Genomic DNA, 25,651 nt, shown 5'->3' with positions numbered 1-25,651 from the left:
CTGACCGACGCCGCCGCCAGCGTACTCTACATCGACGACGACGACGGCATCCGCCGGCTCGCCGCGCGCGGGCTGGCGCGGCGCGGCTATCGGGTGACCACCGCGGAGAGCGGCGCGGAGGGCGTGATGCTCGCCGCGTCGCAGCCGTTCGACCTGATCGCGGTCGACCATTATATGCCGGGGATGGACGGGCTGGAGACGCTCGAACGGCTCGCCGCGCTGCCGGTGATGCCGCCGGTCGTCTATGTCACCGGCTCGGACGAGGGGCGGATCGCGGTCGCGGCGCTCAAGGCGGGCGCGGCGGATTATGTCGTGAAGACGGTCGGCGACGATTTCTTCGACCTGCTCGTCGCCAGCTTCGACCAGGTGCTCGACCGCAGCCGGCTGGCGCGCGAGAAGGCGCGCGCGGAGGAGGATCTGCGCGCCAGCAACGCGCGGCTCGAGGCGCTGCTCGGCGAGGTCAATCACCGCGTCGCCAATTCGCTCCAGCTCGTCTCAGCGATGGTGCGGTTGCAGGCGGGGGCGCTCGCCGATCCCGTCGCGCGCGCGGCGCTCGACGATACGCAGCGGCGGATCGGCGCGATCGCACAGGTCCACCGCCGCCTCTATTCGGCCAATGACGTCGAGAGCGTCGACATGCGCGACTATCTCGGCTCGCTCGTCACCGAACTGGCCGAGACGCTGACCAGCGGCGATGCGCCGCACGCGCTGCGCGTCGACGCCGAACCGATCCGCCTGCCCACCGACAAGGCGGTGTCGCTCGGCGTCATCGTCACCGAGCTGGTCACCAACGCCTGCAAATATGCCTATCCCGCCGGCGACGGTGGCGAGATCCGGGTGATGCTGGCCGCCGACGGCGACGCCGCCTTCCGCCTCGCGGTGGAGGACGACGGCTGCGGCATGACGGCCGACACCGCGCCCAAGGGCACCGGCCTTGGCACCAAGCTCATCCGCGCGATGGCGCAGAGCCTGCAGACGATCGTCGAATACGAACCGCGCGACCGCGGCGTCTGCGCCACGCTGCGCGCCGCGGTATAGGACGCCGTTGACGATAACGTCCTCGGCCGGGAGGCGAACCGGCCGTCCCTGTCCTACACTCCCGCCGGCGCTCTAAGCAGGATCGGCAGAGAGCGTAATTCCTCCCCGCAAGGGTGTGCCGGGTTGGAGTCTCCCGGTAATCCAAGCACATGCCGGGGCATATGCGACCCGGGACTGTGGCGCGGCGAAGCCGTGACGGAGGGGGGAGGAGCAACGTCTTCGGTGGCGTGTCCTCCCCCTCCGTCATGCCTTCGGCATGCCACCTCCCCCTGGCGGGGGAGGAATTCGATGGACGTCGATCTCGCCGGAGGCGGCGGAGGGTGAGGTCGAGGGAATGGCCCAAGGCTGTCAGAAGCCGTCGACCGATCATCACCGGCACGGAAACGGGGTATCGTTTCCGTCAAAGTATCCATCTTGTCCATGGTGCCGCCATCGGCTCAGTCGAGCACCTCGACGACCGCACGTCGCGTGCCTTCCAGCACCAGCCCGAACACGACATGGCTGACCAGCCCATAGGCATGCGTCGCCGCCGGCGTCTCGGTCGGCGGCGGGCCCCAGCCGAACGCCGGCACCGCGACATCGTCGAGCAGCGTCGCCACGCCGATCCCGAACGCCGCCCCGAAGCCCGCGTTGGACTCGGGCCATTGCCGCACCGCCAGCGCATAGCCCGCGCCGAGTGCCGCCCCGGTGGCATAATGGACCAGGCTGCCCGCGGTCTCGCGATGCTTCTGCGTCACCGCGTCGCCGGTGACCGCGCGCTTGGCGCTGTCGGCGGCCTTTACCGTCGCGGGATCGTCGTTGCTCCCGCCCTGGCCGAACGCCGATGCGCTCACCGACTGGAACAGGTTCATCGCCAGACTGGCGACGAGCCCGCCGGCAATCCCGGCGGCAAGGGTCTTGGTCACTGATGGCACAGGCGTTCCTCCGAAAGGTCGGCGGGGTAACGCACCGCCCTTGGAAAAGGCCCACCCGGCCCGCCAGGGGAGGGCTACCGCATATGACCGTTTGTGCAAGCCCGTCCTCTGCCAGGCCCACCCCGTCACCCCGGACGTGTTCCGGGGTCCACTCTGCGGCGAGGAGAACGGCTTGAGACGTGAGCGCGCGCCTGCGGCCCCGTGGACCCCGGAACAAGTCCGGGGTGACGAATCAAATCGGGAAGCCGATCGAACCTCAGCGCGCAGCGATATGCGATGGGCCGTCCGTCGAGGGGGAGAGGAATACCGGTGCTACGGCTTGCGGAACTTCAGCACGAACTGGTCGGTCCTGCCGCGGATCGCGGGATCGAACACGTTCTTGCTGTGGTCGTCCGCGGGATTGGCCAGCACCTTGCTCGCCCCGGCGAAGCGGAAGCCCGCCGCCTCGACCTGTCGCCGCACCGCCGCGGGATCGATGCGGTGCCGCGTCTCGGTGCCCGACAGGCCGGTGCCCGGCGCATCGGCATGGTCGATCACCACATAGGTGCCGCCCTTGCGGAGCAGCTGGAACACCGCCGCGTCGAACGCGCGCAACGCCGGCTCGCCCGCGCCCTTGTTGGGGATGTCGTGATAATTCTGCACCGTCCAGAACAGGTCAGCGGGCTGCGGCAGGCGCGGCAGGTTGGTCGGCTGCACCTCGGCGACCACGTTGCCGAGCCCACGGGCCTGCAACGCCGGCAGGCTCTTCTCGGCATATTTGGCGCCGGCGGCGGGCCATAAGGCATAGACCTTGCCTTTCGGCCCGACCACGCCGGTGAAGATCCGCGTCCAATAGCCCGCGCCGGGCAGGTAATCGACCACCGTGTCGCCCGGCTTCACCCCGGCGAAGGCGAGCACCGCCGCCGCCTGTCGCCGGGCGTCGTCGCCCGCCTGATCGGCGCGCGCGGGGTCGGCGAGCGCGCGGGTGATCGCCGGGCCGGCGGGCGCGGCCTTGTCCTGCGCCACCACCGCGGTGGTCAGCGCCGCCGCCGCGAGCATCGAAAGGGCAAGCCGCATGGTCGTCTCCCGTCTGGTTTGGCCGCCGGGCCGCACTAGATGACACAGCATGGCCGATCTTCGTGACACGATCCAGACTCAAGTGCATCGGTTGGTCGGTTTCGGGGACGGAGCGGTCGATCTCACCCGCCCGCCCGGCGACGACGGCCTGTTCGGCCCCGGCTCCGCCGCCTGGGTGGTGCATGGCGACTTCACCGCGATGATGACCGGCGGCGTCGCCGCGCTGCTGCTGCAGATGCTCCATCCCGGCGCGCTCGCCGGGGTGTGGGACCATTCCAACTTCCGCCGCGACATGCTCGGCCGGCTGCGGCGGACGGCGCAGTTCATCTCCGGCACCACCTATGGCTCGACCGCGACCGCGGAGACGCTGATCGCCAAGGTGCGCCGCATCCACGACCGCGTCGCCGGCACCCTGCCCGACGGCACGCCCTACAGCGCCAACGATCCCGACCTGCTGACCTGGGTCCATGTCGCCGAGGTGGCGAGTTTCCTCGCCGCCTACCGCCGCTACCGCGATCCCGCCTTCCCCGTGGCAGAGCAGGATCGCTACCTCGGCGAATATGCCATCGTCGCCGAGAAGCTCGGCGCCACCGGCGTGCCGCGGACGCGGGCGGCGCTCGACGCCTATCTCTCGGCGATCCGCCCGCAGCTGCGCGTCGATCACCGCACCCGCGAAGTGTCGCGCGCGCTGCTCCGGCAACAGCCCGCCAGCCTCGCGATGGCGCCGGCGCAGACCGTGCTGATGAAGGGCGGCATCGACCTGCTCCCCGATTGGGCGGCGCGGATGCATGGACTCGGCCGCCCGCCGATCGGCCGGCCCGCGGTCCGCGCCGGTGTGGCGGGCATCGGCTCGGTGCTGCGCTGGGCGCTGCGCGACGGCTCGGCGAAGCGCGCGACGACGCAGAGCTGACTGCACCGGATCTGCACACCGTCTCCGCCGGGCGCGCATGGCGTGCGCCATCGCCGCAGCATCGCGCGGCGCGACACACCGTCCCTCCGAACGGGAGGACGAGATGACGCGACCACGACCGACACCCCTCATGGCGAAGATCGCCGCCACCGCTGCGCTGATCGCGCTGGTCGAGGCGGTGATCGCCGACGCCTCGATCCTGCTGTCGCTGGCGGCGCTGGCCTGGGTCGCCGCGCTCTGCCTGCTGCGCCCGGCGATACGCCGCGACCGCGCCGCCCGCATCGCCGCGATTGCCGCGGCGGCCTTCGTGCTGGCGATGATCGACGATCCCAGCCCGCTCGCGGCGCTGCTGTTCCTCGTCGCGATCACGCTCGCGGCGCTGCTGCCGCGGCGGCGGTTCGACGATGCCGCGACATGGGCGCTGCGCCTCCTCTGGCTCGGCGGGACCGCGCTCGTCGGGCCGCTGCGCGATCTCGGCTTGGCCGGCCGCGCGCAGGCCCGTCGTCGCGAGCCGCGGGTGCGGCTGCGCGCCGTGCTCGCGGCGCTGGTCGTGCCGATCACCGGCGGCGCCGTGTTCCTCGCGCTCTTCGCCAATGCCAATCCGCTGGTCGCGATGGCCTTCGCCGATATCGCGCTGCCCGATGCCGGCACCGTCTTGGGTCGAACCTTACTTGCACTCGTCGTGCTGCTGCCGGTCTGGGCGACGCTGCGCCCGCATCCGGCCGTCACCGCCTGGGCCGGGCCTGACGCAGCCTTAACGCTGCCGCAGACCGGCGTCGGCACGCTGATCCTGTCGCTGGCGACGTTCAACGCGATCTTCGCGATCCAGAACGCGCTCGACCTCGCCTTCCTGTGGAGCGGCGCGGCGCTGCCCGCCGGCGTGACGATGGCCGATTATGCCCATCGCGGCGCCTATGCGCTGATCGTCACCGCGCTGCTCGCCGCGCTGTTCGTGCTGGTGACGTTGCGCCCGGGCAGCGCCGGCGCGGCGCATCCGTTGGTGCGCCGGCTCGTCACCCTGTGGATCGTCCAGACCCTGCTGCTCGTCGCCTCCAGCGCGCTGCGGCTGGTCGATTACGTCGACGTTTATGGCATGACCGTGCTGCGCCTCGCCGCGCTGATCTGGATGGCGCTGGTCGCGACCGGGCTGGTGCTGATCCTGTTTCGGCTGCTCGCCGGACGCTCGGCGGCGTGGCTGGTCAACGCCAATGCGCTCGCCGCCGCGCTGGTGCTCGCCGCCTGCACGTTCGTCGATCTCGGCGCGACCGCCGCCGCCTGGAACGTCCGCGTCGCACTCGCCAGGGGGCGTGACGGCCCGCCGCTCGACCTCTGCTATCTCGAACGGCTGGGATCGTCGGCGCTGCTGCCGCTCGCCACACTGGAACGGCACGCGAAGGGGCGGGTGCTGCACGACCGGCTCGCCGCGCTGCGCTGGACGATCCAGTCGCGCATCGTGGAGGAGCAGGCGAGCTGGCACGGCTGGACGTTCCGCGATGCCCGCCGCCTCGCCGCGGTCGAGGCTATGGTCGGCCGCGCGGCGCCGGTGATCCCCGCGCCGCGAAATTGCGACGGCCGATTGACTGGGGACGCGCAACGATGATCCTGTGCCCGATGCCACGCACCGTCCTGATCGTCGACGACGACCCCCATATCCGCCAGTTGCTCGTCTTCGCGCTTCAGAAGGCGGGGCTCGACACGATCGAGGCGGCGGATGGCGAGGCCGGGCTGACGCTCGCCGGCACGCATGCCCCCAGCCTCGTCATCCTCGACATCAACATGCCGCGGATGGACGGGCTGGAGGTCTGCCGCCGGCTGCGCGCGGAGGGCGATCTGCCGATCCTGTTCCTGTCGAGCCGCGACGACGAGATCGACCGCGTGCTCGGTATCGAGCTCGGCGCCGATGATTACGTCGTCAAACCCTTCTCCCCGCGCGAGGTCGTCGCGCGGGTCATGGCGATCCTGCGCCGCACCGCCGCCCGGCCGCCCGCGGTGGAGGACGGGCGCGGGCTGGAGCATGGCCGGCTGCGGCTCGACCTCGACGGCTGGCGCGCCCTGTGGGAGGGGCGCGAGGCGACGCTGACCGTCACCGAATTCTCGATCCTGCGGCTGCTCGTCTCGATGCCCGCCAAGGTGTTCAGCCGCGACGCGATCATCGACCGGTTGCACGGCCCCGGCTTCGCGGTGACCGACCGGACGATCGACAGCCATATCCGCAACCTGCGCCACAAGTTCGCCGCGCTCGGCTGCACCGACCTGATCGAGACGCGCCCCGGCATCGGCTATCGGCTGGGGGCGTGCGGGGCGGCGTGATCGGCCGCGCCAAGGATTGGGCGAAACGTTGCTGGCCGCGGTTGCGGCTGCGCACGATCGTGTTCGCGACGCTGTTCCTCGTCGCGGCGCTGCCCGGCTTCGGCGCGGTGTTCCTGCGCGTCTACGAGAACACGCTGGTGCGCCAGACCGAGGCGGAGCTGGTCGCGCAGGGCGCGGCGCTCGCCGCCGCGGCGGCGGCGCAATGGCCGGGCGGCGATGGCCGGCTCTCGCCGCGTGCGATCCTGCCGCAGGCCGACGGCGTCGACCTCAGCCAGACGCCGATCCTCGCCGAACGGCCCGCCCCGGCCCCCGCCGACACCGTAGCGGCAGATGCCCTGCGCGCCGCACCGCGCCTGCTCCCGATCCTGCGCGCGACACAGATGACGACGCTCGCCGGCATCCTCCTGCTCGACGATCGAGGCCGGATCGTCGCCGGCAGCCGGCAGCGCGGCAGCCTCGCCGCGCTGCCGGAGGTCGCCGCCGCGCTTGCCGGCCGGCCGACCACGGTGCTGCGGCGGAACGGCGCCTATCGCGCGGTCTATCGCTTCGAATGGCTGTCGCGTGCCGCGGCGATCCGGGTCCATCATGCCCGACCGATATGGGTCAACGGCCGGGTCGTCGGCGTGCTGCTGCTGTCGCGTTCGGCCCGCGCGCTGTTCCGCGGCCTCTACGAGGATCGCGGCAAGATCGCGATCGGGATCGCCGCGATCTTCGCGTTGCTGGTGCTGCTCAGCGGCATCCTGTCGCGCGGCGTGACGCGGCCGATCGAGCGGCTCGGCCAGGCGACACGCGCGGTGGCGAGCGGCCGCGGCAGCGTGCCCGAAATACCGCCGACCGCTGCGATCGAGATCCAGGGCCTCTATGCTGATTTCGCCGCGATGAATGCGGCGATCGAGCGCCGCTCACGCTACCTGCGCGATTTCGCTTATGCGGTCAGCCACGAATTCAAGACGCCGCTCGCCGGCATCCGCGGCGCGATCGAGCTGATGCAGGATCATCCCGAAATGGCGGCGGCGGATCGCGACCGCTTCCTCGCCAATGCCGATGCCGATGCCGGGCGGCTGGCGCTGCTGGTGACGCGGCTGCTCGAACTCGCGCGCGCCGACATGGCCGCGCCGGCCGACGCGGCGACCGACCCGCTGCCGGTGGTGGCGCGGACCGCCGACGCCTATCGCACCGACGGTTTCGCCATCACCGTGACCTGGGGTGCCGAGCCGCCGCCGGTCGCGCTGCCCGCGAGCACGATCGAACACACGCTCGCGACCCTGTTCGAAAACAGCCGGCAGGCGGGCGCCACGGTGGCGCTGGTGGCGGGGCGCGTCACGCCGTCGACGGTGGTGCTGCGGGTGGCGGACGACGGCCCCGGCGTTTCGACGGGAGACGCCGGGCGGTTGTTCGAACCCTTCTTCACCACCCGCCGCAGCGAAGGCGGCACCGGCCTGGGCCTCGCCATCGCCCGCTCGCTGATCGAGGCCGGCGGCGGCACGATCGATCTCGCCGACGGCGCCGCCGCGGTGTTCGTCGTGACGCTGCCGATTGTGCCCCGCTGACGCCTTACCGCGCCTGTGCCTGCTCCACCGGGACGACCGGCAGCAGCACCGCGCTCGGCGTCGCGCCGCCGCGGCGCAGCGTCACCGTCGCCTTCCTGTAATCCGCCGGCTTGGCGAAGAAGATGTTGGGCACATAGGTCTGCGGATTGCGGTCGTAGAGCGGGAACAGGCTCGACTGCACCTGCACCATCACGCGATGCCCCGGCTGGAAGACGTGGTTCACCGTCGGCAGGCGGAAGCGGTAATGCTGCACCTTGTTGGCGGGGATCGCGCTCGGACGCGCAAAACTGTCGCGGTAGCGGCCGCGGAAGATGTCGAGGCTGATCGGCAATTGATAGCCGCCCATCTTCGGATCGGTGGCGTTTTCCGCCGGATAGACGTCGATCACCTTGACCACGAAATCACCGTCGGTGCCGGTTGTCGCCGCATAGAGATCGGCGATCGGCGCACCCGACACGCGCATCGCCGCGGTCAGCACCGGCGTCGTATAGGTCATCACGTCGGGCCGCCCGTCCGACCCGCGCTGGTCGCTGACCAGCCAGTCGCCCCAGCGCCCGTCCTTGAAATTGACCGGACGCGGCAGGTGCGGGACCGGCTTGGCGGGATCGGAGACATAGCTGTCGCCGCCCGCCGCCGCCTTGTCGAAGCCGAGCCCGCCGTCCGCCTGGAGGTAGATCGGCTTGAGCGGCGCCGCGCAGCCGCTTTCGCAGGCGAGCGGCCAGTTGGCGAGGCGATCCCAATGATTCTCGCCGGTGTTGTAGATCGCCGCCTGCGGCAGGTTCGCCGCCGGACCGTCCTTGAGATATTGGTCGAACAGCGGCCGTACCATCTGCTCGCGGAACTGTGCCGCGGTGTCGCCGTCCCACTGGAACGGCCCGAGGCTGCGGCCGTCGCGATTGACCTGGCTGTGCCGCCACGGCCCCATCACCAGGAAGTTGTTGCCCGCCTTGCCCTTGGCCTTCAACGCCTCCCATGCGGTGATCGCGCCGTACATATCCTCCTGATCCCACAGCCCCTGTTCCCAGAGCGTCGGGACGTTCGACGGATTGGCGGCGAGCATCGTGTCGAGCGCCTGCCCCTGCCAGAAATGGTCATAGGCGGGGTGCTGCGACATCCGCTTCCAGTACGGCAATTGGTCGTAGCCCGACTTCTTCGCCCAGTCGCCGGCCGATCCGACCTCGCGGAAATTGTCGTAATCGTCCCAGCCGCCGGTCGGCGGCACGGTGCCGTTGCCCTTGTAGCCGGTCTGGCCGCCGAGCCAGGCGATATTGGCGAGGCGGAAGGCGCCGTAATGGAACCAGTCGTCACCCATCCAGCCGTCGATCATCGGGCTTTCCGGTGCCGCGACCTTGAGTGCGGGATGCGGCGCGAGCAGCGCCATCACCACGGTGAAGCCCTCGTAGGACGAACCGATCATGCCGACGCGGCCGTTCGACTGCGGCAGGTTCGCCTTGTTCACCAGCCAGTCGATCGTGTCGTAGGCGTCGGTGACGTGATCGACCTTGGTCGGGTTGAGCGGGCCGATCACCGGGCGGGTGACGACGTAATCGCCCTCCGATCCGTATTTGCCGCGGATGTCCTGATAGACGCGGATATAGCCGCCCTTCACGAAGATCTCGTCGGCGAGCGGCAGCGTCGCCAGCATCGAGGCGCTGTCGCTGCGGTTGGCGCGCGCCTTGGCGTTGTAGGGCGTGCGGGTCAGCACGATCGGCGCGTTGGTCGCAGCCTTGGGGATGACGATGACGGTGTAGAGCTTGGTCCCGTCGCGCATCGGGATCATCACTTCGCGCTTGATATAGTCGTTGGCGGTGTCGACCGGCTTGAACTGCGCGGGGATATCGCCGGCGGGCTGTTGCTGCGCCTGCACACCGACCGAGAGCAGTGCGATCGAGGACAGCAACAGGACAGCGCGCATGGGAATCTCCGGCAGAATGAGTGACCTATGCTAGGCTGGAGACGCGACACACGGCAAGCGCCCAAATCCTGCCCGATCGGGGGAGGAGCGCGCGGCTCAGCTCGCCCAGGCGGCGATGTCGTCCTGCACGCCGATCAGCGCCAGCCCATGCGCGATCGACGTGAGTTCGCCGCCGGTCGCGATCCGCTCCGCGCCGAAGCGTTCGTCGAACAGCCGGCGGATGCGCGGGGTCAGCGACGTGCCACCGGTCAGGAACACGCGGTCGATCGCCGCCGCCGGAACGCCGGCACGGGTCAGCGCCTCGTCGACCGCCGCGTCGATGCGGACGATGTCGGGGGCGATCCACGCCTCGAACTGCTCGCGCGTCACCTCCGCCTCGATCCCCAGCCCCGCGCCCTCGAACACGAAGCGCGCGCCTTCCGCCTCCGACAGCGCGCGCTTGAGCTGCCCGACCGCGTCGTAGAGCCGATAACCCAGCTCCTGCTCGATCACCGCGATCATCCGCCCGATCGCCTCGGGATCGAGCGCCGCGCGGCGCAGCTTTTCCAGTTCGGCGAGCGTCCGCCGGTTGCGCATCAGCGCCAGCCGCGACCAGTCGGCGAAATCGGCGAAATAGCCGCCGGGGATCTCCAGCACCTTGTCGAACGAGCGATACGCGCCGCCCTTGCCGAGCAAAGGCATCACCAGCCGGTCGACGATCCGCTGGTCGAACCGGTCGCCGGCGATACCGACGCCGGCATGGCCGAGCGGCACGCAGCGCCGTGCCGCGCCCGGCACGTCGACGCGCACGACGGAGAAGTCGCTCGTGCCGCCGCCGAAATCGGCAACGAGGATCGTCGCGCGCTCGCTCAGCCGCGCCGCATAGCTGAACGCCGCGCCGAGCGGCTCGTAGACATAATGGACCTCCGCACCGAGTGGGCCGAACACCAGGTCGTAGCGGCTGCGCGCCAGCGCCTCGTCAGGGCGGCTGCCGGCATAGGCGACCGGCCGGCCGACCACGACCCGCGTCATCGGCCCGTCGAGCCGCCCGCGTGCCCGCGCCCGCATCTTGGCGACGAACAGGCTGCCGAGATCCTCGAAGCGCATCCGCCGCTCGAAGATATTGGCGTGCTCGAAGCTCGCGCTGGCGGCGACCGACTTGAACGACTGGATGAACCGGCTGCCCTCGGGATAGTCGAGATATTCGCGGATCGCCCACGGTCCCGCCTCCGACGCGAGCCCGCCGCGCGTGTCGCCGTCCTCCCAGAAGCACAGCGCCGAGCGGAACACCGCCTGCTCGCCATCGGGTGCATCGAGCGCGACCAGTTCGGCCGTATCCCCCCGCGCAACCGCCGCAACCGAATTGGTCGTGCCGAAATCGAGGCCGAGGGCAGGCAAGGGCGTGGTCATCGCCACGGCTTTGTCATGCGCCAGGCCCCCGCCGCAAGTGCCGAACGACGGCAGCGCCGCGTCCGCGCGACCGGGTCGGGATCAGCCCGTCGCGCCGGACCTGCCCGTCCCGACGTGGAGATACCCCGCCGGAACCCTTTGCAGCGGAGCGCGCGCGCACCCACATGGCATGATGGTGAGGCGGCTAGGCGATCCACGCTAAAACGCCTAACAAGCATTAGAAACCGGGACCGTTGTCATCCGGCAAAGTCTACGGAGACCGGATTGGTGCAGCCTTCAGACTCGACCCACGCATCCACCGGCGTATCCGGGCTCGATTACGTCCTCAACGGTGGCCTGACGCCCGAGCGCCTGTATCTGGTCGAGGGCACGCCCGGCACCGGCAAGACGACGCTGGGGCTGGGCTTCCTGCTCGCCGGCGCGGCGATCGGCCAGGTCGGCCTGTACGTCACGCTCGCCGAAACCAAGGTCGAGCTGCTCGCGGTGGCGGAGACGCATGGCTGGTCGCTCGACCCGATCACCATCTTCGAAATGGTGCCCGCCGACGGCCTGGGTGACGATCAGGAACAGACGCTGCTCCATCCCAGCGAGGTCGAGCTGGGCGAGACGGTACGCGCGATCATGGCCAAGGTCGACGAGCTGCGCCCCACGCGTGTCGTCATCGACAGCCTGTCCGAACTGCGCCTGCTCGCGCAGAGCCCGATCCGCTATCGCCGCCAGATCCTGGCGCTCAAGCATTTCTTCTCGACCCGCCAGTGCACCGTGATCGTCCTCGACGACAAGAGCGCGACCGGCAACGACCTGCAATTGCACAGCATCGCGCATGGCGTGATCGCGCTCGAACAGACGCTGTCGGGCTTCGGCGCGCAGCGGCGGCGGCTGCACGTCGTCAAGATGCGCGGCGTCCGCTACCGCGGCGGCTACCACGATTTCGAGATCGAGCGCGGCGGCCTGTCGGTCTACACCCGCCTCACCGCCGCCGATCATCAGGCCGAGCACGACCTCGAATGCGTATCGACCGGGTCCGAGGCGTTCGACGCGTTGCTCGGCGGCGGCCTCGTCCGCGGCACCGCGACGCTGCTCACCGGTCCCGCCGGCGTCGGCAAGACGACGACCACGGTGCAATGCACGATGGCCGCGTTGCGCCGGGGCGAGAATGCCGCCTATTTCCTGTTCGACGAGCGCGCGCCGACGCTGCTCGCGCGCTCCAAGGCACTGGGGATGGACCTGCATCCCTATCTTGCCAGCGGCCAGCTGACGCTGCGCGCGATCGATCCGGCCGAGCTGTCGCCGGGCGAGTTCGCCGCGACGGTGCGCATCGCGGTCGAGGAGGATGCGGCCCGCGTCATCATCATCGACAGCCTCAACGCCTATCTGCAATCCATGCCGAGCGAGCAGTTCCTGATGCTCCAGATGCACGAGCTGCTGACCTATCTCGGCCAGCGTGGCGTCGTGTCGCTGCTGATCCTCGGGATGCACGGCATCCTCGGCGACGTCCGTGCCGACGTCGATCTCAGCTATCTCGCCGACACGGCGGTGCAATTGCGCTATTTCGAGGCGTTCGGCGCGGTGCGGCAGGCGATCTCCGTGATCAAGACGCGGACCGCGCGGCACGAGCGCACGATGCGCGAGTTCCGCATCAGCGAGGGTGGCATCGATCTGGGCGAGCCGCTGGCCTCGTTCCAGAACGTGCTGAGCGGCGCACCGACCTTCTCGGGCGAGGGCAAGGCCTTGCTCGCCCCGTCCGGCGGCGGCTGAGGTGGACGACCGGGTCCTCATCCTCGCGCCGCGGGGGCGCGACGCCTTCGTCGCCGCCGACCTGCTGCGGCGTGGTGCGATTGCCGCCGAGATCGTGCCGGACCTCGCGACGCTGGTGACCGAACTGGCGCGCGGCGTCGCCGCGGTGCTGATCACCGAGGAGGCGCTCGCCGCGGAGGATCGCTCGGCGCTGTCCGCCTGGGTGGCGGCGCAGCCGACCTGGTCCGACCTGCCGTTCGTGATGCTCGCCAACGGTGGCCGCGCGCCGCGTTCGGCCGCCGCGGCGCGACGGCTCGACGATCTGGGCAACGTGGTGATGCTCGAGCGGCCGCTGCATGCCGAGGCAATGCTCGGCGCGGTCCGCTCGGCGATCAAGGCGCGACAGCGCCAATATGAGGTGCGCAGCGCCGCCGCGACGCTGGAGGAGGCGGTGGCGCAACGCACCGCCGAGCTGGAGGCGGCCCGCGACAGCCTCGAATTCGCGCTGGAAGCGGCCGGCATGGGCAGCTGGGACCTCGACGTCGCGACCGGCGACATCCGCCGCAGCCCGCGCCACGACGAGATTTTCGGCTATGGCGCACCGCAACCGCAATGGTCGGTCGAGCGGCTCATCGGCCATGTCGACCCGGCGCAGCGCGACGAGATCGCCGCGGCGATGGCCGATGCGGCACGCACCGGCGCGCTCGACATCGAATGCGCGATCCTTGGTGCCGACGGCAGCCGGCGCTGGATCAGCAAGAAGGGGCGGATGCGCTTCGCCGCCGACGGCACGCCCGAACGGATGACCGGCGTCGTGGCCGACATCACCACCCGCAAGGAAGCCGACGCACAGCTCGCCCAGGCGCAGAAGATGGACGCGATCGGCCAGCTCACCGGCGGTGTCGCGCATGATTTCAACAACCTGCTCACCCCGATCGTCGGCAGCCTCGACCTCGTCCGGCGCCGGCACAAGGATGACGAGCGCACCCAGCGGATGGTCGGCGGCGCGATGCAGGCGGCCGAGCGCGCGGCGACACTGACCCAGCGACTGCTCGCGTTCGCCCGCCGTCAGGCACTGCAACCCAAGGCGGTCGATGTCGGCGCGCTGATCGAGGGGCTGGTCGACCTGATCCGCCGCTCGCTGGGTCCGACGATCAAGGTGGTGATCGAAAGCGTTGACGATCTGCCCTCGGCGCGCGTCGATCCCAACCAGCTCGAACTCGCATTGCTCAACCTCGCGATCAACGCGCGCGATGCGATGCCGGGCGGCGGCCAGCTGACGATCACCGTCGGCGGCGCCACGGTCGATGACCGCAACGCGATCGGCCTTTCCGCCGGCCGCTACGTCCGCATCCTGGCGAGCGATACCGGCATCGGCATGGACAAGGCGACGCTGGCGCGTGCGACCGAACCCTTCTTCTCGACCAAGGGGGTCGGCAAGGGCACCGGGCTGGGCCTGTCGATGATCCACGGCCTCGCCGCGCAATCGGGCGGCACGCTGACGCTGGCGAGCGAGCCGGGGCGCGGCACCCGCGTCGAACTGTGGCTGCCGGCGACGCAGGAAGAGCCCGCCGAGGTCGCCGATCACCACAACGAGCCGGTGACCGCGCGCCGCGCCGCCAAGATCCTGCTGGTCGATGACGAGGATATCGTCCGCTTCGCCACCGCCGACATGCTGCGCGACATCGGCTATCAGGTGGTCGAGGCGGCATCGGGCAGTCAGGCGCTGGCTGCGATCCGCGGCGGTGTCGATGTCGATCTGCTCGTCACCGATTACCTGATGCCGGGCATCACCGGCGCGGCGCTGATCACCGAGCTGCGGGCGACCGGCCATACGCTGCCGGCGCTGCTGATCACCGGCTATGCCGCCACCGGTGCGGACGTCCCGGGCGACGTGCCGCGGCTCGCCAAGCCGTTCCGCCAGGTCGATCTCGCCGCGCGCGTCGACGCGCTGCTCCACCAGCCGCCGAAGTCGGCCAAGGCGCTACGCGTCGTCCGCTGAACCATCGCGGCGCAGGCGGACGATCGTCCCGCAGGGCGGCACCGCCTCGATCATCCGGTCGAGCGGACGACCCGCCAGCTGCGTGCGGATCGCCGCGATCGGCCCGCCGTGGCTGATCACCAGCACATCCGCCGATCGCGGCAGGGCCTCCCAGGCGGCGCAGGCGCGGCGGGTGAGCTCCATGCCGGTCTCGCCGCCGCCGGGCCGGAAATCCTGCGGATGCGTCATCATCCGGTCCATCAGGTCGCCGGTCTCGCGCCAGATCGCATCCCAGCGCCGCCCCTCCCACGTTCCGAAATCGCGCTCCAGCCAGCGGGGGTCGACACGCATCGGCCGCCCGGTCAGCCGCGCCACCTGCTCCGCCAGCCGTCGCGTGCGGATCGCGCCGGAATGGACGATCGCGGCAAAGGACTCGGTCGCGAGCTGCGCCGCGAGCTGCCGTGCCAGGGCCGCTCCGGCGCGGCTCCAGCCCATGTCCGACCGCCCGTAACAGCGTCCCGCCCACGCCGTCGCCACCGGCGGATGGCGGACGAGCAGCACCTGCGCGCTCACCCCGCCGCCACGGCGAGCAACAGGGTCAATTGGCCGGCATAGGCTGCAAAGCCTAGGCAATCGCCGGTGCTGCCACCGATCCGCCGCCGCAGGACCCGCGCCAGCCACGACAGCAGCACGACCCCGAACGCGGCATGGACCAGCAGCGGCAGCGGGCGCAGCCATGCCAGCGGCAGCACGCCGGGCAGCGCGAGCGCCAGCGCCGCGAGCGCCCGGCGGGCGGGCACGCTGCCCATCCGCGCCGCCGTCCCCTCGGCCACCGGCGGCAGGATCGCTGCGAGCAGCACCGCCCACAGCCGCCCCGCCGATGCCGCCGCGACGATCGCGGCGACCGCCAGCGTCGGCGGCAGCGCGATGAGCGCCGCACAGCGCAGCGCAACCATCAGCCCCAGCCCCAGCGCGCCATAACTGCCGATCCGGCTGTCGCGCATGATCCTGAGCGCGGCCTCACCGCGCGCGGTGCCACCGAACGCATCGCAGTAATCGGCGACGGCATCTTCGTGGAAGGCGCCGGTCAGCAGCGCCTCGACCGCCAGCGCGAGCAGCGCCGCGATCACCGGCGGCCACAGCGTCTGCGCCGCGACGAACACGCCAGCGGTCACCCCGCCGATCACCGCGCCGACCAGTGGCAACCACGCCATCGCCCGTGCCAGCCCGTCCGCCGCCTGCGCCGCGCTCAGCCGGGCGAGGACGGGCACCGGCAGGCGGGTGAGGAACTGCACCGCCAGCAACGGCGGCGCCCAAGGCGGCGCGCGCATCGTCAATCCGCCCGCTCGGCGCCGATCGCATCGAGCCGCGCGACATCGCACAGCACGGCCGCCGCCGCGTCGAGCAGGGGCAGGGCGACCAAAGCGCCGCTCCCCTCCCCCAGCCGCATGCCCCAGTCGAGCAAGGGGTCGAGGCCGAGATGCGCCAGCGCCGCGGCATGGCCGGGCTCGGCAGAGCGGTGTCCGGCGATCATTCCCCGCACGCTCCCGGGCGCGAGCCGCTCCGCGACCAGTGCCGCGGCGGTCGCGACATAACCGTCGAGCAGCAGCGTCGCACCGCGCTCGGCGCCGCGCGCGAAGAAGCCCGCCATCGCGGCGATTTCGTAGCCGGCGACCGCCGCGATCGCGCGTGTCGCATCGTTGGCCAGGACCGGTGCGGCCTGCGCCACCGCCGCGGCGACGATCCGCGTCTTGGTCGCGACGATCGCCGCATCGGCACCGGCGCCGCTCCCCACCGCTGCCGCCGCGGGCAGTCCCGTCAGCAGCGCGGTGAGCGCCGCGGCCGGGGTGGTGTTGCCGATCCCCATCTCGCCCGCGATCAGCAGCGCCGCGCCGTCATCGACCGCAGCGTCCGCTTCTTCCACGCCGACCCGCCATGCCGCGGCGAATTGCTCCGCGTCCATCGCCGCGCCGTGCGCAAGGCTGGCGGTGCCGTCGGCGACCCGTGCCGCGCGGAAAAAGGCCGGCGGCGTCGCCGGCACCGGCCCCGCCACCCCGACATCCACCAGCCGCAACGGACAATCGTGCGCCGCCGCCAGCGCGTTGCTGGTGGCGCGCCCGGCGAGAATCGTCGCGACCATCATCCCGGTCACCGCCGAGGGCCAGGCGGAGACGCCGTTCTCGACGCACCCGTGATCGCCCGCGAACAGCACCAGCCGCCGCGGCCGGGTGCGCGGATCGAGCCGCCCCTGCGTCCGCGCCAGCCGCACCGCCATGGCCTCCAGCCGCCCCAGGCTGCCCCGCGGCTTGGCGAGCGCATCGAGATGGGCGCGAACGTCGTCGTCGGTCATGCGGCGGTCCTTGCAAGCGCGATCAGCGCGTCGATGTCGAGCACGTCCTCCAGCGTCGCCGCGATCGCGTCGAGCGCCGCATCGATCACCTCGCGCCGATCGAACCCGTCCGAGACGACGCCGAGCGGCGCGAGCAGATGCGCCCGCGCTGCGGGATCGTCGAACAGGCCGTGGACATAGCAACCGGCGATCCGCCCGTCGTGCGCACGCGCGCCGTCCGCGACGCCATCAGCGAAACGGAGCAACGGCGACGTGCCCGCATCGACCGTGGTGACGCCGGCATGGATCTCATAGCCGGCAAAGCCGATGCCGGCCGCGATCTCGCCGGTCACCGGCCGGGTGCGCTTGTCGCCGGCCAGCACGGTATCGACCGGCAGCAATCCCAGCCCCGCCACCGTCTCCGCCGGCCCCTCGATCCCCAGCGGATCGGCGACCGTCCGCCCGAGCATCTGGTATCCGCCGCAGATGCCCAGCACCCGCCCGCCGCGGCGGACATGCGCGGCGAGATCTATGTCCCAGCCCTGCGCGCGGAAGAAGGCGAGGTCGGCGATCGTCGCCTTGCTGCCCGGCAAAACGACCAGCGCCGCATCGCCCGGCAGCGGCTGGCCCGGCGGGATCATCGCCAGCCGCACCCCCGGTTCGTACGCCAGCGCGTCGAAATCGTCGAAATTGGCGATCCGCGACAGCATCGGCACCGCGATCGTCACGCCCGCTCCCGCTGGCCCGCGCCCCAGCGCCACCGCATCCTCGGCGGGGAGCCGCGCCGCCTCGGCCAGCCACGGCACCACCCCGATCGAGGGCCAGCCGGTACGCGCGACGATCTCCGCCAGCCCGTCCGCGAACAGCGCCGGATCGCCGCGGAACTTGTTGACGATGACACCGCGGATCATCGCCGCATCGTCCGCGTCGATCACCGCGCGCGTTCCGACCAGCGACGCGATCACGCCGCCGCGATCGATATCGCCGACCAGCACCACCGGCACGCCGGCGGCGCGCGCGAAGCCCATGTTGGCGATGTCGTTGCGACGCAGGTTGATCTCGGCCGGCGACCCCGCCCCCTCGACCACGACGATATCCGCCGCCGCCGCCAGCCGGCGATAGGCATCGAGCACCTCGCCGAGCAGATCGGGCTTGCGCCGCCAATAGTCGCCTGCCGCCAGCGTCCCGCGCGACCGCCCGGCGACGACGAGCTGCGAGGTGCGATCGCTCTGCGGCTTGAGCAGTACCGGATTCATGTCGACGTGCGGCGCGACGCGCGCGGCGATCGCCTGCAACGCCTGCGCGCGGCCGATCTCGCCGCCGTCGGCGGTGACCGCAGCGTTGTTCGACATATTCTGCGGCTTGAACGGGCGGACGGTCAGGCCACGATTGGCGAGCGCACGGCACAGGCCAGCGACGAGCACCGACTTGCCGACGTCCGACCCGGTTCCCTGCAGCATCACCGCGCCCATGCGGGCGCTCCGACCACGATCCACAGCAACAGGCAGGCGATGCGATAGATACGCAGCGCCCGTGCCAGATCGGCGGCATCGGGCAGCGGCCCCGCGCCCAGCACCGCGCGCGCGGCCGGCTCGCCATCATAGGACACCGCGCCGCCCAGCCGCCGCTCCAATGCGCCTGCCATCGCCGCCTCCGGCCAGCCGCCGTTGGGCGAGGCGTGGCGGTGCGCGTCGCGCCACATGGTCCGCCAGCCGCTGCGACCCGCCAGACAGATCAACACGCCCGACAGCCGCGCCGGCAGCCAATTGACCAGATCGTCCGCGCGCGCCGACGCCCAGCCGAACCGGACCAGCCGCGGCGTGCGATGGCCGACCATCGAATCGGCGGTGTTGATCGCCTTGGCGGCGAACAGCCCCGGCAGGCCGGCGACGAGGAACCAGAAGGCCGGCGCGACGACGCCGTCGCAGAAACTCTCGGCAAGGCTCTCGATCGCCGCAACGGCGACCCCGCGCTCGTCGAGCGTCCCGGTGTCGCGCCCGACGATCATCGCCACCGCGCGTCGCGCCGCGGGCAGGTCACCGCGTGCAAGCGGCCCCAGCACCGCCGCGACATGATCGTACAGGCTGCGCTGCGCCAGCCCGGTCGTGCCGATCGCCACCACCGCGATCAGCCCCCATCCCTGCCCCGCCAGCCGCTCGATCGCGCCGCCGAGCAGCACCGACAGGCCAACGAGCAGCGCCAGCAGCGCCACGCCGCCGAGCCGCTGCCGCACCGCGTCGCCGCGGTTCCAGCGCCGCTCGACCGCATCGATCAGCGCCCCCACCGCCACCACCGGATGCCGCCACGCCCGCGGATAGCCGAACGCCGCCTCCGCGATCAGCATGACAAGCAGCGGCAGCGCATGGCTCACCGCGCGATCGGCAGGATGAAGCGCTGGCCGGCGGGGGTGATGCCGATCTCGACCTCCACCCCATAGGCCTCGGCGATCAACGGCGCGGTCAGCACCGTCTCCGCCGGGCCCGCCGCGACGACGCGCCCGCCGCGCAGCAGCACGGCGTCGTCGGCGATCCGCGCCGCGAGATGCAGGTCGTGCAGCACCAGCACCACGCCGCTGCCGCCCGCGGCGACGCCGCGCAGTCGCGCGAGCACGTCGAGCTGGTGCGCGGGATCGAGGCTGGCGAGCGGCTCGTCGGCGAGCAGCCAGTCGGGCTCGCCCGCCAGCACCCGCGCGAGCAAGGCCCGCCCGCGCTCGCCGCCCGACAGCCGCTCGACGCCGCGCGTCGCGAAGCCGGTCATGTCGGTCGCCGCCAGCGCGCGCGCCACCGCGGCGCGGTCTGCGTCGGTCTCGCCCCAACGGCCGCGATGCGGCAGCCGCCCGAGCCCGACGAGCGTCGCGACGTCGATATCCCAATGCACGTCCGCCGCCTGCGGCAGCAGCCCGATCGCGCGCGCGCGCACGCGCCGGTCGAGCGCCTGCACGTCGACCCCGTCGAGCGTCGCCGCGCCTTGGTCCGGCCGGCGCAGTGCGGCGAGACAGGCGAGCAACGTGCTCTTGCCCGCACCGTTGGCGCCGAGCAGCGCGGTCACCCGTCCCCGCCGGAAGGCGAAGCTGACGTCATCGAGCACCCGGTTGCCGCCGAGCGTCAGCCCGATCCCCTCGGCTGCGAGTCCGGTCATGCGAGCCTCCGGCGCATCGCGATCAGCAGATAGAGGAAGAACGGCCCACCCAGCATCGACATCGCGATGCCGAGCCGCAGCTCGCTCACCGTCGGCACGATCCGCACCAGCGCATCGGCCAGCGTCAGCAGCAGCGCACCGCCCAGCGCCGAGGGCAGCAGGATCGCCGACGGGCGATGGCCGGCGAACGGCCGTACCATGTGGGGCACGATCAGCCCGACGAAGCCGATCTGCCCCGCCGTCGCCACCGAGGCGCCGACGGTCAGCGCCACGCCGGCGATCACCAGCGCTTGCAGCCGCGCCGGATCGACCCCCATCGAGCGCGCCGCCTGTTCGCCCAGGGTCAGCGCGTCGAGCGAGCGGCCGGTGGCGAACAGCAGTGCCGCGCCGACCGTGACCAGCGGCGCGGCGACCTTGACGTCGTCCCAGCTGCGATCGGTCAGCGCGCCGAGCAGCCACGTCACGATCTGCGACGAGACGAACGGCGTCGGCGCGAGGCTGATCGCCAGGCTCGTCAGCGACCCGAAGATGCTGGTGAGGATCATCCCCGCGAGCGTGAACAGGATCAGGCTGCCCGAGCGCCCGGCGATCAGCGCGAGCAGCGCCATGGTCAGCCCCGCGCCGGCCAGCGCGAAGCCGGGCAACAGCCACATCTGCGCGGCATAGCCGAAATAGAGCGCCAGCACCGCGCCGAACGCCGCGCCGGTCGACACGCCGAACAGCCCGGGATCGGCGAGCGGATTGCGCAGATAGCCCTGCATCACCGCCCCCGACAGGCCGAGCGCCGCGCCGACGACCAGCGCCAGCACGGTGCGCGGCAGGCGCAACTCGACGATGATGATCGAGCGCGGATCGGCGGCGGTCCATGCGTCCCACGGCACCCACACCTTGCCCGCCGCGACCGACAGCGCCGCGACGGCGAGCAACGCGACCACGAGTCCGATGTTGAGCCGCGTCATGCCCCGAATCCCCCGCGCACCTGCCGCAGCCGCGCCATCGCCGCGATGATCGTCGGCCCGCCGCAATTCATCAGCCGCGTCGGATAAGGCGCGACGGTGATCCGCCCCGCCAGCCGCCGCACCGCCGGATGCGACGTCATCCGGTCCTCGCCGACGTCGGCCGCGGCAGTCGACAGCAGCACGCGCGGCGGCCGCGCGACGAGATATTCGAGCGGCAGCACGTCCCATTTCTTGAGGCCATAAGTCGCGCTCATGTCGCGAAAGCCGGCGCGGCGCAGCAGCTCGGCGGACAATGTACCGCTACCCGGCACCAGACCGCCCGATTGCCAGATCAGCGCCGGCACCGGCGTCACCGCCGCCGGCCGCGCCGCCGCCGCGATCCGCGCCGCCAATGCCGCGCCGCGCTGCGGATGGCCGACGACGCGGGCGATATCGCGCACCTGCGCCTCGCTCTCCGCGACCGTGTCCGGCACCGGATATTGGACGATGCGGATCTTCATCCGGGTCAGTGCGGCGATCGTCGCGGGCGCGACATGCGGGCCGGTCAGCACCATGTCGGGCGCCAGCGCCACCACCTCCTCCGCGGTGCCCGAGGTCGCGGTGAAGCGCCTCGCCTGGGTGAGCGGGATCGAGGTGGCGCGCGGGTCCTGCGAATAGTGGCTGATCCCGGCGATCTGCGCCGGATCGGCGACGTGCATCAGCACTGCGTCGATACACGGATTGATCGATACGATCCGCGGGGGCCGCGGCGGCGGCGCCGCCGACACCAGCGGCAGCGCGGCGATCGCGACGGCGAGCGGCCGGATCAATATTCGACGCCCTTCTGCGCCTTGAACCCGGCATTGTACGGATGCTTCACCTCGCCGAACTCGGTGACCAGATCGGCGATCTCCAGCAATTCGGGCTTGGCGTGGCGGCCGGTGATGCAGATATGCTTGGTCAGCGGCCGCTCCTTAAGAAACGCCACGATCTCCGCGATCGGCAGCGTCCCGTCGCGCAGCACGATGTTGAGCTCGTCGAGGATGACGAAATCGATCGCGGGATCGAGGATCATCGCCTTGGATCGCTCCCATGCCGCCTGCGCCGCGGCGATGTCGCGCGCGCGGTCCTGCGTGTCCCAGGTGAAGCCCTCACCCATCACCTCGAACGTCGCGAGATCGGGGTACGCCTCGAAGAAGTTGCGCTCGCCCGTCTCCCATTTGCCTTTGACGTACTGGAGGATCGCGACCTTGAGCCCCCAGCCGATGCTGCGGATCGCCATGCCGAAGGCGGACGACGACTTGCCCTTGCCGTTGCCGGTGTGGACGATGAGCAGCCCGCGTTCGAGCGTCCGGCGCGCCTGCATCTTCTCGCGCGCCGCGGCGACCTTCGCCATGCGGGCGTTGTGGCGGGCATGATCGTCGGTCATCAGCGATACTCCTCGAGGGCCGCGGCAAGGCGGGTGAGCGCCGCCGCACCGCGCGGCAGGCCGATCCGCAGCCGGTCGGCCCGGTCGGCGAAGGGACGGGTCAGGATAGCATGGCGTGCCAGCGTCTCGAACAGGCGCGCGGCATCGTCGCAGGCGACCAGCCGGAACAGCGGCGCGCTGCCCGCCAGCGTCAGCCCGGCGTCGGCGAGCACACCGTCGAGCAGCGCCCCCGCCTCCGCCATCCGGCTCGCCTGCGCGCGCCGCCACGCCGCATCACGATAGGCGGCGGTGCCGATCGCCACCGCCGGCGACGACACCGGCCAATCACCCAGCATGGCACGCAGCCCGCCGGCGATCCCCGCCCCCGCCACCACGAAGCCGAGCCGCAGGCCGGGCAGGCCATAGAATTTGCCGAACGAGCGCAACACGATCAGCCGGTCCGACGCGTCCGGGCACAGGCCCGGCGCGGGATCGGCATAGGCTTCGTCGAGCAGCACGGTCACCCGCCCGGCGAGCGCGCGCAACGCCGCCGGATCGGCGACGCGCCCGTCGGGATTGGCCGGGCTCGCCAGCACGAACAGGTCGTGTGCGCCCGGACCATCGGCGACCAGTTCGGCGTCGGGCCATGCCGCGCGATGCCCGGCATAACCGGGATGGCGCACCGCCGGCGCGCGCGCGCCGATCAGCGGCGCGAGCAGCCGCATCGCCAGATCGGTCCCCGGCACCGCGACGACCCGCGCCGCATCGGCGACGCCGAACGCCCGCGCTGCCGCCGCCTCCAGCGCCGCGATCTCCGCCGGCTCGGGCAGCCGATCGAGCCCGGGCAACGCCGCCGCCGGCCATGCCCAGGGCGCGATGCCGGTCGACAGGTCGATCCAGTCCGCGCCGCCGAACGCCGCGCGCGCCGCCGCCACCCGCCCGCCATGCGCGCAGAAGGTGGCCCAGCGATCCGCGGCGGGGCTGCGCAGGTCGATCATCAATAGCTCAACCGGATGCCGCCGAACGCGCCGCGTCCGGGCTGGCCGTAGTTGAGGATCGTCTGGTAGCGCGTGTCGAACACATTCTCGATCCGGCCATAGACCTCGACGTGATCGGCGAGCGGAAAGGCGGCGCGCAGATCGGTGACGACATAGCCGTCGAGCCGCTGGCTGTTGGACGCGTCGCTGAAGCTGTCCCCAACCGCGGTGACCGTCGCGCCGGTCGCCAGCCCGAACGGCCAGCGGTAATCGGCGTTGACCGTCACGCTATGATCCGGCCGCCGTGCCAGGTCGCGCCCGAAACTGGCGGTGCCGGTCGAGCGATCCTTGGCATCGAGATAGGTATAGGCGGCGGCGACCGTCAGCGCCTCGACCGGCTTCAGCGTCAGCGCCAGCTCGACGCCCTGCGCGCGGGTTCGTGCGACATTGTCGTACGTGCCGAACGGCCGGTCGGCGCAGATGCCCACCGACGTGTCGCACGAAATGAAGGTGATGAGATCGAACGACGTGCGCCGGAAATAGGTCGCACTCGCCTCGACGGCGCCGTCGAGCGCCTTTTGCGCCACGCCCGCATCCCAGCCGCGCGAGCGCTCGGGGTTGAGCCGCGCGTTGCCGTATTCACTCTGCAACTGGTACAAGGTCGGCGCCTTGAACCCTTCCGAATAGCTCGCGCGGAACGCGGTCGCGCCGCCGTTGGGCGAATAGACGCCGCTGCCCGACCAAATGGTCGCGCCGCCGAAGATATTATGGTCGTCGTGGCGCACCCCGCCGGTCGCGGTCAGCCCGGCGACCGGCGTCACCGCGAGCTGGCCATAGATGCTGAAGATCCGCGCCCGCCCCCGCGTCGCCGGCGCGCCGTAGCTCGCCGTGGTGAAGCGCGACACCTCACGCTCGGCGCCGAAGGTTCCGAACACCGCCGAAGTGAGATCGACGACGCCCTGATATTCGATCCGGTCGTTGCGCCCCTTGCCCGCGAACGTCTCGACCGGCGTGCCGTCGGGATCGTAATTATGCCGGTCGGTATCGGTATGCGCATAGCCGATGCGGTTGCGCAGCCGCCCGTCGAACAGCGCCGCGTTGAGCCCGGCATAGCCGGTCCATTGCTCCGACTTGCCGTATTCGCGCGTATCCTGCAGCGGGAAGCCGCCGTCGAAATCGGTGCGCCCGTTGGAATAGAAACCGCGCAGGTCGACCGAGACGTTCTGCGCCAGCGCAATCCCGAGGCTGCCGTTGGCGGCATAATTGCGATAGCCGTCACGCTCCTTGCCCCCGGCAAAGGCGGAGATGCCGTCGGTCGTGTAATAGCCGCCGCCGAGGCTCGCCGACACCGGCCCGCTCTTGCCCGAGACGTTGGCGAACCCCTGACCCGTCCCGTGCCAGCCACCCTCGGCGCGGGCGTTGACCGCGAGCCGCTCGGTCGGCTGGCGGGTGATGAGATTGACGACACCGCCGATCGCCTGGCTGCCCCACAGCACCGATTGCGCGCCGCGCAGCACCTCGATCCGGGCGATATTGCCGATCAGCAGCCCGCCGAAGTTGAAGCCGCCGCCCGGCGACGACGGATCGTTGAGCTTGATCCCGTCGATCAGCGCGACCGTCTGGTCGCTGTCCGCGCCGCGGATCGTGACCGAGGTCGCGGTGCCGACGCCGCCGTTGCGCGTCACGCCGATGCCCGGCGTCTGGCGCAACAGGTCGGACACGACGACCGCCTGCCGCTGTTCGATCGTCGCGGTGTCGAGCACCGTCACCGCCTGGCCGACGGTGGATGCGGGCCGCGCCTCGCGATTGGCGGTGACGAGGATGTCGCTGCCGGCATAGGCGGCCCGTTCGAGGCCGCTGGTCGATTGCGCCGTCTGGGCGAAGGCAGGTGTCGCCGCCGCGATGCACGGCAGCAGGATCAGGTAAACGGACGTCTTCACAATGATTTCCCCCTCGTTACAACAACGGGGACGCGCATTGCGGAACGCCGGAACCGGTGATCCGCCGTGCGCCGCCCCCAACATCGTCGTCTCGCGAGGAAACCCTCGATCGCGCCGGCAC

22 protein-coding genes are annotated in these 25,651 nt (G+C 71.3%); 7 read left to right on the top strand and 15 right to left on the bottom strand.

Annotated elements, in window-relative coordinates; genetic code table 11:
* Positions 1–1,038: a sensor histidine kinase gene (locus HD841_RS17970; protein ID WP_179510348.1), complete on the top strand. Its 1,038-nt coding sequence runs from the start codon at positions 1–3 to the stop codon at positions 1,036–1,038.
* 437 nt (positions 1,039–1,475) lie between these two features.
* Here the strand turns inward: HD841_RS17970 and HD841_RS17965 are convergent, their stop codons facing one another.
* Entirely contained in the window at positions 1,476–1,943 is a 468-nt protein-coding gene (locus HD841_RS17965) for a DUF1440 domain-containing protein (RefSeq protein ID WP_373563066.1), read from the bottom strand.
* Positions 1,944–2,264: 321 nt separating this feature from the next.
* Positions 2,265–3,008 (bottom strand): class I SAM-dependent methyltransferase, encoded by a 744-nt coding sequence (locus tag HD841_RS17960; RefSeq protein WP_179510263.1) that lies wholly within the window; start codon positions 3,006–3,008, stop codon positions 2,265–2,267.
* Between the two features lie 49 nt (positions 3,009–3,057).
* Here HD841_RS17960 and HD841_RS17955 point away from each other — a divergent pair, with 49 nt between their 5' ends.
* The 4 genes from HD841_RS17955 to HD841_RS17940 all read left to right on the top strand — a co-directional run bounded on the left by HD841_RS17955 (position 3,058) and on the right by HD841_RS17940 (position 7,778).
* Entirely contained in the window at positions 3,058–3,918 is an 861-nt protein-coding gene (locus HD841_RS17955; RefSeq protein ID WP_179510262.1) for an oxygenase MpaB family protein, read from the top strand.
* Positions 3,919–4,021: 103 nt separating this feature from the next.
* A complete protein-coding gene (locus HD841_RS17950) occupies positions 4,022–5,518 on the top strand; it encodes a DUF4153 domain-containing protein (RefSeq protein ID WP_179510261.1) in 1,497 nt (498 codons plus the stop codon).
* 11 nt (positions 5,519–5,529) lie between these two features.
* Positions 5,530–6,228 carry a response regulator transcription factor gene (locus HD841_RS17945; RefSeq protein ID WP_257015754.1) on the top strand — a complete coding sequence of 233 codons (699 nt, stop codon included), beginning with the start codon at positions 5,530–5,532 and terminating at the stop codon, positions 6,226–6,228.
* On the top strand, positions 6,213–7,778 hold the full coding sequence (locus HD841_RS17940) for a sensor histidine kinase (RefSeq protein ID WP_373563065.1): 1,566 nt from the start codon (positions 6,213–6,215) through the stop codon (positions 7,776–7,778). The genes HD841_RS17945 and HD841_RS17940 overlap by 16 nt, the downstream gene beginning before the upstream one ends.
* A gap of 4 nt (positions 7,779–7,782) precedes the next feature.
* Here HD841_RS17940 and HD841_RS17935 read toward each other — a convergent pair whose 3' ends face one another.
* Positions 7,783–9,693, bottom strand: a complete 1,911-nt coding sequence (locus tag HD841_RS17935; protein WP_179510259.1) for a CocE/NonD family hydrolase — start codon at positions 9,691–9,693, stop codon at positions 7,783–7,785.
* 96 nt (positions 9,694–9,789) lie between these two features.
* The gene (locus tag HD841_RS17930; RefSeq protein ID WP_179510258.1) at positions 9,790–11,082 is read right to left on the bottom strand and encodes an Hsp70 family protein; all 1,293 of its coding nucleotides are present in this window, start codon (positions 11,080–11,082) and stop codon (positions 9,790–9,792) included.
* 267 nt (positions 11,083–11,349) lie between these two features.
* Between HD841_RS17930 and HD841_RS17925 the strand changes: the two genes are divergently transcribed.
* Both HD841_RS17925 and HD841_RS17920 read left to right on the top strand, forming a co-directional pair.
* The gene (locus HD841_RS17925; RefSeq protein ID WP_373563069.1) at positions 11,350–12,840 is read left to right on the top strand and encodes an ATPase domain-containing protein; all 1,491 of its coding nucleotides are present in this window, start codon (positions 11,350–11,352) and stop codon (positions 12,838–12,840) included.
* A 1-nt stretch (position 12,841) separates the two neighbouring features.
* Positions 12,842–14,821: a hybrid sensor histidine kinase/response regulator gene (locus HD841_RS17920; RefSeq protein ID WP_179510256.1), complete on the top strand. Its 1,980-nt coding sequence runs from the start codon at positions 12,842–12,844 to the stop codon at positions 14,819–14,821.
* Here the strand turns inward: HD841_RS17920 and HD841_RS17915 are convergent.
* From HD841_RS17915 to HD841_RS17865, 11 genes are read right to left on the bottom strand one after another with little or no spacing between them, the layout of a single operon-like run.
* Positions 14,804–15,373 (bottom strand): histidine phosphatase family protein, encoded by a 570-nt coding sequence (locus HD841_RS17915; RefSeq protein WP_179510255.1) that lies wholly within the window; start codon positions 15,371–15,373, stop codon positions 14,804–14,806. The genes HD841_RS17920 and HD841_RS17915 overlap by 18 nt on opposite strands.
* Entirely contained in the window at positions 15,370–16,131 is a 762-nt protein-coding gene (locus tag HD841_RS17910) for an adenosylcobinamide-GDP ribazoletransferase (protein WP_179510254.1), read from the bottom strand. The genes HD841_RS17915 and HD841_RS17910 overlap by 4 nt, the downstream gene beginning before the upstream one ends.
* A 2-nt stretch (positions 16,132–16,133) precedes the next feature.
* Complete coding sequence (gene cobT, locus HD841_RS17905) at positions 16,134–17,150, bottom strand: nicotinate-nucleotide--dimethylbenzimidazole phosphoribosyltransferase (RefSeq protein WP_179510253.1); 1,017 nt, start codon at positions 17,148–17,150, stop codon at positions 16,134–16,136.
* Positions 17,147–18,601 carry a cobyric acid synthase gene (locus HD841_RS17900; protein WP_179510252.1) on the bottom strand — a complete coding sequence of 485 codons (1,455 nt, stop codon included), beginning with the start codon at positions 18,599–18,601 and terminating at the stop codon, positions 17,147–17,149. Before HD841_RS17900 ends, cobT begins: the two co-directional genes overlap by 4 nt.
* Entirely contained in the window at positions 18,589–19,500 is a 912-nt protein-coding gene (gene cbiB, locus HD841_RS17895) for an adenosylcobinamide-phosphate synthase CbiB (protein WP_373563064.1), read from the bottom strand. Before cbiB ends, HD841_RS17900 begins: the two co-directional genes overlap by 13 nt.
* Positions 19,497–20,267: an ABC transporter ATP-binding protein gene (locus tag HD841_RS17890; RefSeq protein WP_179510251.1), complete on the bottom strand. Its 771-nt coding sequence runs from the start codon at positions 20,265–20,267 to the stop codon at positions 19,497–19,499. The genes cbiB and HD841_RS17890 overlap by 4 nt, the downstream gene beginning before the upstream one ends.
* Positions 20,264–21,226: a FecCD family ABC transporter permease gene (locus HD841_RS17885; RefSeq protein WP_179510250.1), complete on the bottom strand. Its 963-nt coding sequence runs from the start codon at positions 21,224–21,226 to the stop codon at positions 20,264–20,266. Before HD841_RS17885 ends, HD841_RS17890 begins: the two co-directional genes overlap by 4 nt.
* Positions 21,223–22,035, bottom strand: coding sequence for an ABC transporter substrate-binding protein (locus tag HD841_RS17880; RefSeq protein WP_218845636.1), 813 nt, complete (start codon positions 22,033–22,035; stop codon positions 21,223–21,225). The genes HD841_RS17885 and HD841_RS17880 overlap by 4 nt, the downstream gene beginning before the upstream one ends.
* Positions 22,032–22,634, bottom strand: coding sequence for a cob(I)yrinic acid a,c-diamide adenosyltransferase (gene cobO, locus HD841_RS17875; protein WP_179510249.1), 603 nt, complete (start codon positions 22,632–22,634; stop codon positions 22,032–22,034). The genes HD841_RS17880 and cobO overlap by 4 nt, the downstream gene beginning before the upstream one ends.
* Positions 22,634–23,611: an aminotransferase class I/II-fold pyridoxal phosphate-dependent enzyme gene (locus tag HD841_RS17870; RefSeq protein ID WP_179510248.1), complete on the bottom strand. Its 978-nt coding sequence runs from the start codon at positions 23,609–23,611 to the stop codon at positions 22,634–22,636. The genes cobO and HD841_RS17870 overlap by 1 nt, the downstream gene beginning before the upstream one ends.
* Entirely contained in the window at positions 23,611–25,530 is a 1,920-nt protein-coding gene (locus tag HD841_RS17865) for a TonB-dependent receptor plug domain-containing protein (RefSeq protein ID WP_179510247.1), read from the bottom strand. The genes HD841_RS17870 and HD841_RS17865 overlap by 1 nt, the downstream gene beginning before the upstream one ends.
* Positions 25,531–25,651 lie beyond the last annotated feature (121 nt).

This window comes from Sphingomonas melonis, from assembly GCF_013409985.1.
Taxonomy (GTDB): Bacteria; Pseudomonadota; Alphaproteobacteria; order Sphingomonadales; family Sphingomonadaceae; genus Sphingomonas; species Sphingomonas melonis_A.
Note: the sequence above shows the minus strand (reverse complement) of the source record. Positions and strands in the feature narration are given on the sequence as shown.

What these genes read in the sequence shown, in the direction of transcription:
- HD841_RS17960 (WP_179510263.1), bottom strand. Translation starts at nt 3,008, where the DNA reads ATGCGGCTTGCCCTTTCGATGCTCGCGGCGGCGGCGCTGACCACCGCG.
- HD841_RS17955 (WP_179510262.1), top strand. Translation starts at nt 3,058, where the DNA reads ATGGCCGATCTTCGTGACACGATCCAGACTCAAGTGCATCGGTTGGTC.
- HD841_RS17950 (WP_179510261.1), top strand. Translation starts at nt 4,022, where the DNA reads ATGACGCGACCACGACCGACACCCCTCATGGCGAAGATCGCCGCCACC.
- HD841_RS17945 (WP_257015754.1), top strand. Translation starts at nt 5,530, where the DNA reads ATGCCACGCACCGTCCTGATCGTCGACGACGACCCCCATATCCGCCAG.
- HD841_RS17935 (WP_179510259.1), bottom strand. Translation starts at nt 9,693, where the DNA reads ATGCGCGCTGTCCTGTTGCTGTCCTCGATCGCACTGCTCTCGGTCGGT.
- HD841_RS17930 (WP_179510258.1), bottom strand. Translation starts at nt 11,082, where the DNA reads ATGACCACGCCCTTGCCTGCCCTCGGCCTCGATTTCGGCACGACCAAT.
- HD841_RS17910 (WP_179510254.1), bottom strand. Translation starts at nt 16,131, where the DNA reads ATGCGCGCGCCGCCTTGGGCGCCGCCGTTGCTGGCGGTGCAGTTCCTC.
- cobT (WP_179510253.1), bottom strand. Translation starts at nt 17,150, where the DNA reads ATGACCGACGACGACGTTCGCGCCCATCTCGATGCGCTCGCCAAGCCG.
- HD841_RS17900 (WP_179510252.1), bottom strand. Translation starts at nt 18,601, where the DNA reads ATGGGCGCGGTGATGCTGCAGGGAACCGGGTCGGACGTCGGCAAGTCG.
- HD841_RS17890 (WP_179510251.1), bottom strand. Translation starts at nt 20,267, where the DNA reads ATGACCGGACTCGCAGCCGAGGGGATCGGGCTGACGCTCGGCGGCAAC.
- HD841_RS17885 (WP_179510250.1), bottom strand. Translation starts at nt 21,226, where the DNA reads ATGACGCGGCTCAACATCGGACTCGTGGTCGCGTTGCTCGCCGTCGCG.
- cobO (WP_179510249.1), bottom strand. Translation starts at nt 22,634, where the DNA reads ATGACCGACGATCATGCCCGCCACAACGCCCGCATGGCGAAGGTCGCC.
- HD841_RS17870 (WP_179510248.1), bottom strand. Translation starts at nt 23,611, where the DNA reads ATGATCGACCTGCGCAGCCCCGCCGCGGATCGCTGGGCCACCTTCTGC.